General features: G+C 71.1%; 4 protein-coding genes. All 4 read right to left on the bottom strand.

Annotated features, from left to right (window positions below):
- Nucleotide 1 precedes the first annotated feature (1 nt).
- The 4 genes from rpsJ to ABZ854_RS00990 all read right to left on the bottom strand — a co-directional run bounded on the left by rpsJ (nt 2) and on the right by ABZ854_RS00990 (nt 11,810).
- On the bottom strand, nt 2-310 hold the full coding sequence (rpsJ, locus tag ABZ854_RS01005; protein ID WP_003948644.1) for a 30S ribosomal protein S10: 309 nt from the start codon (nt 308-310) through the stop codon (nt 2-4).
- Between the two features lie 436 nt (nt 311-746).
- Nucleotides 747-1,691, bottom strand: a complete 945-nt coding sequence (locus tag ABZ854_RS01000) for a hypothetical protein (protein WP_361202355.1) — start codon at nt 1,689-1,691, stop codon at nt 747-749.
- 370 nt (nt 1,692-2,061) lie between these two features.
- Nucleotides 2,062-2,592 carry a hypothetical protein gene (locus tag ABZ854_RS00995; protein WP_361202353.1) on the bottom strand — a complete coding sequence of 177 codons (531 nt, stop codon included), beginning with the start codon at nt 2,590-2,592 and terminating at the stop codon, nt 2,062-2,064.
- The gene (locus ABZ854_RS00990; RefSeq protein WP_361202351.1) at nt 2,589-11,810 is read right to left on the bottom strand and encodes a DNRLRE domain-containing protein; all 9,222 of its coding nucleotides are present in this window, start codon (nt 11,808-11,810) and stop codon (nt 2,589-2,591) included. Before ABZ854_RS00990 ends, ABZ854_RS00995 begins: the two co-directional genes overlap by 4 nt.
- Between the last annotated feature and the right edge of the window lie 212 nt (nt 11,811-12,022).

The following is a 12,022-nucleotide window of genomic DNA, read 5'->3' as shown; positions in this document are numbered from 1 at the left end:
CTCAGAGCTTGATCTCGATGTCGACACCGGCCGGGAGGTCGAGTCGCATCAGAGAGTCAACGGTCTTGGGAGTCGGGTCGAGAATGTCGATCAGGCGCTTGTGCGTGCGCATCTCGAAGTGCTCGCGCGAGTCCTTGTACTTGTGCGGCGACTTGATGACGCAGTACACGTTCTTCTCAGTGGGCAGCGGCACCGGGCCCGCGACCGACGCACCAGTGCGGGTCACCGTCTCGACGATCTTCTTCGCCGAGGAGTCGATGACCTCGTGGTCGTAGGCCTTGAGCCGGATGCGGATCTTCTGTCCCGCCATGGCTACTCAGTAGTCCTGTCTCTTCTTACGCTCCGGAACCCGGTGGATTCCTGCTGCTGCCTTCGTTTTCTCCGACCCACGCGGTCGGGCGTGTCGCGCTCCCGCTGACACAGATGTCCCTTGTTCGAACATCCCTGCGGGGAATGCACACGGCCCTTCCGGAACCGCAAGCCGGGGACCGGAAGGCCCACCGGGCGCCTGGCCGGTGCCGCGCTCACACTTCCCGGAAGATTCCCGTACGTCCGCCCCTGAGCAGGGACGACGAGTACTGTGGGACTCGCTTCCGGTCCTCCCGGCGGGAGGCGCGCAGCATCAACACTCGACCGAGCAACTCGGACAGTCTGCCATATGGGGCAGGGGCCTGGCCAATCGGGCCGAAGAGATTACCCCGAAGGTGACGAGCGTCAAACAGGGGTGCCCTCGGCCCGCCCGGTGCTCAGGTGCGGGTGACCGTCCCGCAGCCCACGTCCCGGTCGTCGTCCTTGAGGGACTGACTGCGGTCGTACGGGTCCTCGGCCGAGCCGGTCGGCGGGGCGCCGGTGGGGGCACTGTCCGGGAAATCCGGGTGCAGGTAGCCGTCGTGGACGCCGCAGGTGCTGTTGGCGATGTCCTCGCCGTACTCGCTGAGCGCGAGCTTGCCCTTCGTGGCCATCCAGGTGCGCGGGTCCGCCAGGCTCGTGATCAGGTCGCGGCGGATGATGGTCCGCGCCACCTGCCGGTCGCCGTGCGGTCCGGCGTGCAGCAGCGGATACACGAACGAGTAGTCCGCGTGGACCAGCACCTCGCCCGGCTTGCCGGCCTTGAAGGTCATGTGCCCGCGGACCTTGATCACCTTGCCGGCCAGACGCACCTCGTGCGGATCGAACCGGCTGACGAGCTTCAACGGGTCGTGCTTCGCGCTCGGCTCACGCAGCGACCGCCCGAACTCCGCGATCATGCCCGGCTGATGCGGGTCGACGAGGGAGAGGGCGCGGCTGGGCGTGCCGCCGAGCAGCACCTTCGGGTCCAGGTTGGTGGCGACCAGGAACTCCTTGGTGCGGCGCAGCGCGAGTGCCACGTCTGCCTTGCTCATGGTGCCGACGGCCTTGGCGGGGGGCAGCTCGATGGCGTCGGCGCCGTCGGCCCAGCGGCGGGCGGGCGAACCGAGGAAGGGGTGCTCGGGGGTGGGCGTCTGGGTGTCGTACACCCCGCCCGGCCCCTGGGACGGCAGCGCGGTCTCGGCGGGCAGCGGCGAGGGCGCGCCCGCCGCCTTCGCCTCCCGGCCGGGCAGCCGGTCGACGATCAGCGAGGGCCGTACGACGAGTACGGCGGCGAGGACGGCCAGCACCACACCGACGACGGACCGCACGGTACGGCGACGGCGGTCACGGGTGCCGTTCATCTCCCGCCAAGCGGGCCCCGTACGCCAACCGGGCGGCGTCGCGGACCGCGCGATTCCCTTCTTCTGCCGGAGCGGCCACCGCCTCCGGCTTCCCGCCTCCTCCCGCGCCGCGGCCTCGTCCTCGGCCCGCAGCCGCTCGGCCACCATCCGGGCCCGCGCCGACGGCTCCTTCCGTACGTCCCCTCCCCCGTGAGCGGCGGCGTCACGCTGGAACGCCGTCCACTGCTCGCCCGATGTGGAGGACGCGGAGGCTCCGGAGGACGATCTGGAGGGCTCCTCTCCGGCTCCTTCACCTTCGCCGGGCCGTTCGGGAGGCATGACGGTACTCACGGGCTCGCTTTCATCGGGGTGGTCCGGGAGGCGTGACCTCTCAGCCCTCCACGGTCGGGGACGGGCCGGGGAAGTCGGGCGGGAGGGCGTCCGGCGGGATTACTCCCCGGACGAGGCCGGCCAGGTAGCCGGTGAGGGTTTCCCGGACCTCGACCCAGTCGTCGTTGTGTCCGCTGACCACGATCGACCAGGCGGCCGGGTCGGAGCCCGGCCCGCCCGTCTTCCAGAACCAGGTGTCGCCCTCACAGGAGTCGGCCCAGGGGAAGAGGCCGGCCTCGGCGGGGTGCGGCGCGTATCCGTGCGACATGTCCGCCTCGCGGAGACTGTCGAGATCGGACAAAAACTCCCTCGCCACCGAGAGGAATTCCTGCTCCTTTCCCGGGTCGGGGATATGCACCGAGAGGAATTCACCGAGGACGAGCAGGGAGTAGTGCTCGGAGAGTTCGACGAAATCACTCGGCAGGCGCAGGCCCAGCTCGCTCTCGATGAGGCCCCAGTCGATTCCGCGTGGAGCGGCCGACCGGAACTCGCTCAGCGCGGGCAGGGCGGACTCGAGATCTCGCAGTGTCAACAGGTCACCTGCGTTCCTGACTTGTTCGCCACGTAGACGGACTTGAACAGCTGGCCCGACGGTGTGGACGCGGTCATCGTGATGCCTGTCGGCAGCTTGTTCGTGCCGTTGGCGTAATCGAGCACTCCAGAGTAAAGGACGGGTTGCTTCTTCTCCAGGGCCGCCGCCATGCGGTTCTCGCACCGCTTCATTCCGGGATCGTTCATCTGCCGGTACCCGGTGAAGACGTTCCCTGCCACCCATTCACCGCTGAAGCGGTCGCCGATGATGTGCGTGCGGTGGTACTTCCACGCCTTGCCGTCCCGCTCCGACTTCCAGTGGGGCGGGTCGGGGAAGGTACTCGGGCGCGGAGTCCGGTTCTTCTTCTTCAGGTCACTCGGGCAGATCAGGGCCGACGCACCGGTCGGCGCACCGCCCACCGTGGGGCCGTACAGGAAACGCTCGGAGCGCGGGAGGTCGCACGGGTCGTCGTCGGAGTCGTTCCCCGAACCGCCGCCGGCGGAAGGGCTCGGCATCGGCGACGGGAGTGCCGACGGGTCCGTACCCGGAGTGCCGTTCGGCAGCATCTTGAAGTAGCCGCGCAGCGTCTCCTCGTTGACCTTGAGTTCCTTCTGCGCCTTGGTGAACGAGTCGTCCACGAACCCCTGGTGCTCGGCGTCCTCGCGCGGCTTCGCAGCCGGCCGGGCGGCGAGGTGGTTCAGGGCGAGCTTGATCAGCGAGGCCCACGGCGGCGGCGGGGGCGGCGGGGGCGGGCCCGGGGGACGCGGGGCCTGAGGCCGGCCGGGGCCACGGTAGGGCGAGTAGTCCCGGTACCCCGAGTAGCCCGAGGAGTGCGGTGTCGCGACGCTGCTGCCGTGGCTCCGGGCCGCCGCCGCGGCCTGGGCTCGGGCCTGGGCTTCGATGGCACTCGCGGTGCTGGACACAGAGTTGCTGAAGATGTGGCTGAAGACCGAGGTCGTCGAGCTGCTGCTGGAGTGTGAGTGCGACCAGGGCCAGGAGAACGACGGCCAGTGGAACGAGATGTGAACCGGGTGCTGCCGGTAGTACTCGGAGATCGACGAACCCACATAGCCGGCCAGGATGCTGACGCCGATCGCCTCCCCGATGCACAGGTCCTCGATGCAGTGCCCGCTGGGGTCGGTGTTCGTCAGCGGGCTGCCGCCCGCGTACGCGTACCGGTTGGCCTGCCCGGACGGGACCGGGTCGAGGTTCCAGGAGTCGCGGGCCGTGAAGCCGCCGGCGGTGGGGTCGTACCAGCGGGCGGCCATGTCGACCTGGCCGGTGGCCGGGTCGGTGTAGGCGCCCTGGTAGCCGAGGGCGTCCTTGGCGCCGGACTGGGCGGTGACCTGGCCGAACGGGTCGTAGCCGGTGGAGTCGGCGACGGTGCCGGTGGCCGGGTCGATGGATGCCGTCACGTCGCCGTGCAGCAGGTCCGCCAGGACCGAGTCCGCGTTCGTGCCGTCGGTGTTCGCCGTGGACAGGGGTGAATCCGAGGGGTCTCGGGCGATCAACTGGCCGTCGGCCGCGACCGGGTTGTTCGTCTGGTCGGCGTACGTCAGCGCGTCGGCGCCCTGTTTGACCAGGCGGTCCAGCGCGTCGTAGGCGTACGTCGTGCCGCCCGCCGAGGTCATCCGGTCCAGCGCGTCGAACTGCGCCGGGTGCGAACCGCTCGCGTCCGTGCTGTTCGTGCGCCCGCCGCGCGCCGAGTACGTGTACGTGGTGCCGTCGGCGGAGGTGAGGCGGTTGCGGGCGTCGTACGACGCGCTCACGCCTCCGGCGCCGGTGCGGTTGCCCGCCGCGTCCCAGGTGTACTTCGTCTCGGTACCGTTGACGTTCGTCCAACTGGTCAGCCGGCCCGCCCAGTCGTAGGCGTAGGACTGGGTGCCCGCGCCCGCCGTGCCGGTGGACGTCCTGGTCTTCAGGTCGGACGCCTTGTCGTAGCCGTAGCTCACCGAGGCCGTCGTCGTGCCGGACGGGGACTTCGTCGTGTCCGAGGTGACGCGGTCCAGGGTGTCGTGGCCGACGGAGCGGGTCGCGCCGGTGGCGCCGTAGGTGACCGTGTCCAGGCGGGAGGCGGTGTCGTAGCCGTACGTCTGGGTCGTGCCGGTCAGCGGGTCGGCGGCCGTGCGCAGACGGCCGGCGGTGTCGTAGCCGAAGGCGGTGTGGCCCGCGGCGTCGGTGCGGCCGGTGAGGCGGCCCTCCTCGTCGTAGGAGAACGTCGCCGTACCGGACGGGCCGTCCGAGGACAGCAGGTCACCGCGGTCGTCGTAGCTGAAGGTGTCCGTGCCGCCCGGCGCGCTCGCCGAGGTCAGGCGGCCCGCCGCGTCGTAGCCGAAGGTCTCGGCCGTGGTCGCGGCCTCCGCGCCCGAACCCGCGTTCTTCGTCACGCGGCCCAGGGCGTCGAAGTCCCGCTGGACCGTGACGCCGCCCGGCTTCAGTTCCTTCACCGGCTGGTCGGCGGCGTCGTACACCATCGTCCAGGTCCGGTCGGAGGCGTTCGGGTAGGCCGCGGTGGAGGGCTCCACCACCGACTCCGGCAGGCCGTGCGAAGTGAACGTGTACCACGTGGTGTTCGAGCGGCCGTCCGTGAGACGGGTGCGGTGGCCGGCCGCGTCGTAGCCATAGGTGGTGGTGATGGACGTGTCGGCGTCGACCGGTTCGACCAGCTCGGTGAGGTCGCCGGCCGCGTCGAACGTCTGGTGGACGGTGTGGCCGAGCGCGTCCGTCGAGGTGACCGGGTTGCCGTCGGCGTCGTACGACGTACCCACCGTGCGGAGTTCGGCGCCGGTGGCGTCCTCGTCCGTTACCTGGGTGAGCCGGCCCGCGAGGTCGTACGTGGTGCGGGAGGTGCGGCCCTGCGGGGTCGTCACAGTCGCCGGCAGGCCCGTCGGGCCGTACGTGTACGACGTCACCGCGCCCGCGGTGTCCCGGGCGGTGAGCGGGTCGCCCGCCGCGTTGTAGGTGCCAGAAGTGGTCAGACCGGTCGGGGACTTCGCCGACACCAGGTTGCCGGCGTCGTCGTAGGCCATCGTGGTCGTGAACGCGCCTGCGGACGGCCGGCGTTCGAGCACCGTCGAGGTCATCTGGCGGCCCAGGTCGTCGTACGTCGCCTGGGTGCGGGCGCCGGTCGGGCCGGTGGCCGACAGCTGCTCGCCGAGCAGGTCGTAGGTGAACGTGGAGACCGGTGCGGCGGCGCCGTCCGCGGGGGCCGGCTGCTCGGCCTTGGCGAGGTTGCCGAACTGGTCGTAGGTGTAGGTGGTGACCTTGCCGAGGGCGTCGGTCTCGGTCGCCAGGTTGCCCGCCGCATCGTAGGTCTGGGAGACCTTGCCGGTCAGCGCGGTCGTGGCGCCCGGCGGGGTGTAGTCGGGCAGCGTGGTCGAGGTGGTGCGGCCCAAGCGGTCGTACGCGGTGTGCGTGACGTCGCCGTTCGGGTCGCGGGCGTCCACCGGGTCACCGAAGGTGTCATAGCCGACGGTGGTCGTCGGGCGGACGGTGGACGGCGTCGCCCCCTCGGTCTCCGCCGTCACCGGGGCAGCGCGGGTCTCGGTCGGACGGCCGAGCGCGTCGTAGGTGTAGTCGGTGGTGTACGACGCCGGGTCGGCGCCGGTGGCGTTGCCGCGCGGGGACGTCTCGGACGTCACCAGGCCGCGGTCGTCGACGTGGTACGTGGTGACCAGGTCGTCGGTGCCGTTCTCCACGGTCTGCTTGGTGACCGCGCCGGTGATGTCGCGGTCCAGGGTGACCTTCTCGGTGCGGGTGCCGCCCGCGCCGGTGTGGGTCTCGGTGAGCACCTCGTCGCCCGCGTCGTAGGTGTACGCGGTGCGCCGGGCCAGGCCCGCGGGGTCCAGGACCGAGGCCGTGGTGCGGCCGGCCGCGTCGACCTCGTAGGCGGTGGTGACCTTGCCGTTGCCGGTGGTCTCCTGCACCAGGTTCCCGGCCGCGTCGTAGGTGCGGTCGCTCAGCACCAGGTCACGGGTCGTGCCGTCCGGGTCGTGGAAGCCGGAGAGGATCTCCTGCGCCTGGAGGCCGTCGTCGTAGTACGTGGTCCGGGTGGTACGGCCCATCGCGTCGGTGTGCTCGGCGAGCCGGCCCGCCGGGTCGTACGCGTAGGAGTCCAGGACCACGTCCCTGGCTGCGGACGGGTCGTTGGGGTCGCCGGTGTAGCCGGTGAGCGTGTTCGTCGCCAGCTGTCCGAGGGCCGTGTAGGTGTAGCGGAAGGTGCCCTGGCCGGGCATGGTGCGGCTGGTCTGGCGGCCGTAGACGTCGTAGGTGTACGTCTCCTGGTCGCCCTCGGGGTCGGTGAGGGTGCCGAGGAGGCCATGGCCGTCGTAGGTGCGCGTGGTGGTGCGGGTGGCGTCGCCGCCCGTGAGGTCGGCGACCGCCTCGGTCAGGGGGCGGCCGTCCGCGTCGTAGGTGTACGTGGTGCGCGCGCGGTGGCCGGTGCCCGTCACCTTGTTGGTGGTGGCCGGGCCGGTGACCGTGAGCGGGCGGGACTCGCCGTCGTAGGTGGTCGTCGTGGTGACGCCGTCCGGGTACGCGTCGGAGGTGACCGTGCTCGACGTCTCGCGGCCGAGCGCGTCGTAGGCGTACGCGGTGACGACGCCCGCCGGGTCGGTGACCTTCGCCAGGTCACCGGCCGCGGTGTACGACCGCCTGGTCACGGCGCCGCGCACATCGGTGCTGGTGGCGAGCAGGCCGGCCGGGACGGTGCCGCCGTCGGTCGCCGCCTCGGTGCCGTCGGTGAAGGTGAACGACTCGCTGCGGCCGGACGGGAAGTCCGTGGTGGCCGGGGTGGTGGTGGAGGTCCGGTCGCCCTGGCTGTCGTAGCCGTACGACGTCTTGTACGTGTCGTCGGCGGCGCTCGCCGACCGGGCGTCGCGGGTCGCGGTGAGCTGGTCGTTGCGCGGGTCGAGCGGGTCGGAGGCGTTCAGGTAGTAGCTGGAGTAGGTGGTGTGGCAGGTCTTGTCGTCGGCGGCGTCACGGCAGGTGGTCTGCGACACCTTGTTGCCGCGGGTGTCGTTGCCGAAGCGGGTGACGGAGCCGTCGGGGCCGGTGGTGGCCGCCAGGTAGCCGCCGGTGTCGTAGCCGAACGTGCCGGTGTGGCCGGCGGCGTCGGTCTGGCTGATGAGCCGGTTCCCCTGGAGCGGGTCGTAGGTGTAGCTCGACGCGCGGTGGTCGGGGTCGGTGACCGTGACCGTGAGGGTGGTGGTCCCGGCGACGGCCGGCTGGTCCTCGGTGGCGGGCTTGGCCTCGGTGCCGGTCAGCGCCAGGTCGGAGAGCTGGTAGGTGCCGCCGCTCTCGTCCGTGTAGGACGACACCCGGTCGTGCACGGTGTCGTAGGTGACCGCGGAGTGAACCCGGCCGCTGGGCAGCGTCACCCGGGTGAGCTGCTGGGCCACGGTGGCCGAGGCGTGCTGCTCGGCGATGCTGTCGGCGCCGAGGGGCCGGGTGTAGACGGCGGCCTCGTCGATGTCGCCGGTGAGGTGGCCGATGCTGCCGGTGGTGGCGGGCCAGTTGTTCCAGTAGCCGGCGCCGAGGTAGACGAACCGCTGGTCGTACTGGGTGATGTCGCCGCTGAGGCTGCCCGCCTTCTTGCCGTCGAGGTACAGCGTCTGGGTGTTGCCGGCCGCGGTGAGGGCGGCCTGGTGCCAGGTGCCGTCGTTGACGGTCGTGGCGGTGGTGATCGGGGCGGCGGTGCCGTTCCAGAACTCGCCGCGCAGCTTGCCGTCCGTGCCGACGTACAGGGCCGGGGTGAGCTTGACCGGGGTGTTCTCCTCCAGGGTGTGGTCCTGGTAGCTGAGGAGGACGCCGCTGCCGGTGGTGCGGAACCACAGCTCGGCCGTCAGGTACGGGGTGTCGGAGATCAGCTGGTCCGGCAGCTGCACATAGGACGTGGTGCCGTTGAACGTGGCCGCCGTGTCGGGGCTGCCGGCGAGCGCGCCGGCGGTGCCGAGCTGCACGTCGTTGTAGGTGCCGGCGTGCTCGTCGCGGTCGAGCGGAAGGTCGCTGGCCGCGTCGGTGGCGCCGTCCTTCTCGTCGAGGCGCCAGTACGAGAACGGGCCGGCGTCGTGCACGACCGTCCGGGCGTGCGAGCCGTCGCCGTAGCCGTACGTGGTGCAGTGGCCGAGGGTGTCCTCGGGGCCGCAGACCAGGGTCAGCCGGTCGCCGTCGTAGGTGTACTTCCAGGTCAGCTGGGTGGCGCCGGAGGTGGGGGCGTCGGTGCTGACGGTGGCGACATGGCCGCCGGACCAGGTCAGGTGCAGCGCCCGGCCGCCGGTCGCGGTGACCGTGGTCAGCGCGCCCGAGGTGTCGTAGGCGAGGGTCTGCTTGCGGCCCCGGTAGTCGGTGACCTGGGTGAGCCTGCCGTCGGCGCCGAAGACGTACGTCGTCTGGTCCTTGTCGGCGAGCTTCCAGCCGCCGCCGCTGACGGCGGTCAGGGTCGAGAAGCTGCCGTAGGGCGGCGCGTAACTGCCGTCGGGGTTCTTGCCGAAGCGGACCTGGCGGCCGTCGGGCAGGGTGGCCACGACGTTGCCGGTGCCGTCGCCGTCGGGGTCGATCCGCATGTCGTAGCGGGTCGACCAGCCTGCGCCGAAGGCGTTGGTGGAGCGCGGGTCGCGGCTGTTGTAGGTGCGGGTGACGGTCAGGCCGGGGCCGGCCGTGGAGACCGTCGCGTCGGTGTCGCTGGTGGTGTAGTTGCCGATGCCGGGGTCGACCTCGCGGCCGTCGGCGCCGGGGCCCTGGCTGCCGAGGTGCGAGGTGATCGCGGGCTGCTCGACGGCCGTGGTGAAGGTGTAGAAGGGGCTGAGCGGGGTCTCCAGGCCGTTCTCGCGGGCCTTGACCCGCCAGACGTACTCCTTGCCCCAGGTCAGCTTGGCGGCGGGGACGTTCCAGGTGCGCTTGGTCTGCCAGCCGGAGTTGACGCAGCCGGTGGGGGCGTCGGCGGTGCCGGAGCAGACCTCGAAGTAGTGCTCGATGGCGGCGCCGGCCGGGTAGTGGTCGATGGACTCGGTGTCCATGAACAGGGCCGGGGTGAGGCTGCCGACCTGGCCGCCCGGGCGCGGGTAGACGTCGGTGACGCGCGGGCCGACGTCCTGCGAGGTCACGGTGACCGTGGCGACGGGGACGCTCTCGCTGGAGAACCACTTCTGGTCCCGCAGCCGCTGCATATCGAAGTTGATCTTGTACTTGCCCGGTGGCAGCGGGGGTATGCGGGCGCTGAGGGTGGCGTCGTCCCCGGGCGTCAGGCGCTCGTCGAGGCGGGTGAACGCCTCCTGGCCCATGAGGGCGCCGCTGTCGTAGTCGCGCACCCGGGTGCCGAGGCGGACCTCGTTCCAGCCGAGCGGCTCCCAGGTGAAGTCGCCGAGGTTCTTGACGGTGACGTTCACCTCGCCGCTCTGGCCGCCGGTGAGCGGGGCGGTCTGGGAACCGACGGTGTACTGGGCGCCGTAGCCGCTGTGCGTGATCGCCAGGTACGGCTTGTCGGCCGAGTTGGCGCTGCCGAACCGCTTCCACGGGCCGGACGTGCTGAAGTCGGCCCACAGGGCGAGGCCGTTGTTCTTGACCGAGCCGTCGACCCAGCCCTGGACCAGGTCGACGCCCTTGTTGCCCAGGTCGACGACGTGCCACTTGGAGCCGCCGCAGTTCTCGCCTGCGGCGAAGGAGTCGGAGGCGATCAGGTCGTCGAAGCTGGCCGGACGGTTGTTCCAGGTGACCGTGGTGGAGCTCCACGAGCCGGTGACCTGGTTGACGGTCATCTTCTGGTCGGCGCAGCTGGAGGACCAGACGTTGTAGAGGCCGAGGTCGGCGTTGAGGATGTAGCGGTTCTTCAGCTGGCTGGTGACGTTGTCGAACTTCAGGTAGCTGATCGCCTCGTTGGTGCCGGCGTCGTAGGAGCCGATCTTCAGTTCGTCGTCACCGGCGAAGTTGGTGTCCGCGAAGGTGTTCTGGACGAAGGCGTCGCCGTTGTCGTCGATGTCGTCGACGCTCGGGTCCACCTTGACCGGGTAGGTGCGCTTCGGGGAGTCCAGCCAGGCGTCGTCGAGGGAGACCTTCAGCGACCACTGGCCGTCCGCTGCCTTGGCCAGGTGGTAGTCGACGTCGTCGGAGAGCGCCGGGCCGCCCGTCTTCGCGCTGTGCGAGGAGTCCGCCATCCACCCCTTGGGGATGACGGCCTGCACGGCGCCCTTCGCGTCCTTCAGCAGGACGGCGCCGTGCGCGTCGAGCGACGGGGTGAGCCCGTCGAGGTGGAGCGGGAACGTCCACTCGTGCGGCGCGTCGGCCGAGTTGAGGACGATGGTCTCCTTGACCGCGCCGTGCACGGCCTTCAGGACGATGTCGGAGTGGCGCCGCACGCCGTCGTAGTGGGCGGCGTCCTGGTGCACCTCGGCGGTGGTGCCGGTGGCCCCGCTGATGCCGAAGCCGACCTGGTGCCGGCCGTCGTCGACCTTGAGCCGGGCCAGCGCGGGGTCGTCGCCGTGCTCGGCCAGGGTGAGCCCGGTGCTGTCGGAGACGGCGGCGAGCCGGTCCTTCCCGTCCTTCGCACCGGCCGGCGCGCCCTTGGCGTCGGCGGCCGGGACGAGCGAGGTGTCGATCGTCTTCCAGCTGCCGTCCGTGGCCTTGTAGTTGACCGGCTCGGTGTAGACGCGGGTGGTGCGGGTGCCGTCGGGGTTGCTGAACTCCTTGGTGGTGGCGGTGCGTTCGCCGGGGAGTTCGACGCTGCGTCCGGGTACGTAGCCGGTGAGGCCCTTGCTCACGCCTCCGGTGGTGCGGGGGTGCAGGGCGGTCTTCTTGACCTTCGGCTGGACGGGCGTGAAGCCGGTTCCGGAGTCGTGCAGGGGCAGGGCGTGCTTGCCGGCCTTCAGGTCACCGGCGTTCAGCTTGTCCCGGCCGGTGGCGTCGGCGCCGGCCGCGCCCACCTCGTGCTTCCTGCCCTTGGCGGTGCCGGTGCGCTGCGCGGGCGCCGTGGTGTCCGCCCAGCCGGCGGCCTCGGCCCGCTGGACGAACGGCGTCAGCGCGGGCGGGGGCAGCAGGGTCGCGCCCAGTGCCAGGAACAGACCGCCCGACGTCAGGGCGACGGCACGCGAGGCGCGGCCGGGCCGCCCGGAGGGTCGGACCCCTCCGGTACGTCCGGGCAGTCCGGATCTTCCGGGCTGTCCAGCCCGTCCGGGCAGGGAACGCCGGACGTCCGCGAGGAGACGGAGGCGGAGGCGGCTGGGCACGGGACTCCTTCACACCACAAGGCCGATCGCCCGCACGGGGGCGATCGGCCGGAAGCAGGGAGCCGGGCACACACGGCACTGGGCCGGAGGGTGCACCCGGGCGGCGTACACCGTAAGTGATCAGTAAGGACCTGCGCCATGCCCATGACAACGGATTGATAACGAGTTGGCACGGTATGCCCCGTCCGCACAGGGCGGTCACAGGGTCTCCA

Source organism: Streptomyces sp. NPDC047028, from assembly GCF_040644095.1.
Lineage (GTDB): Bacteria > Actinomycetota > Actinomycetes > Streptomycetales > Streptomycetaceae > Streptomyces.
This window is presented reverse-complemented; position numbering and strand designations above follow the sequence as displayed.

Bases quoted from the DNA above. Each gene is read 5' to 3' on its own strand.
- rpsJ (WP_003948644.1), bottom strand. From the start codon at position 310: ATGGCGGGACAGAAGATCCGCATCCGGCTCAAGGCCTACGACCACGAG.
- ABZ854_RS01000 (WP_361202355.1), bottom strand. From the start codon at position 1,691: ATGAACGGCACCCGTGACCGCCGTCGCCGTACCGTGCGGTCCGTCGTC.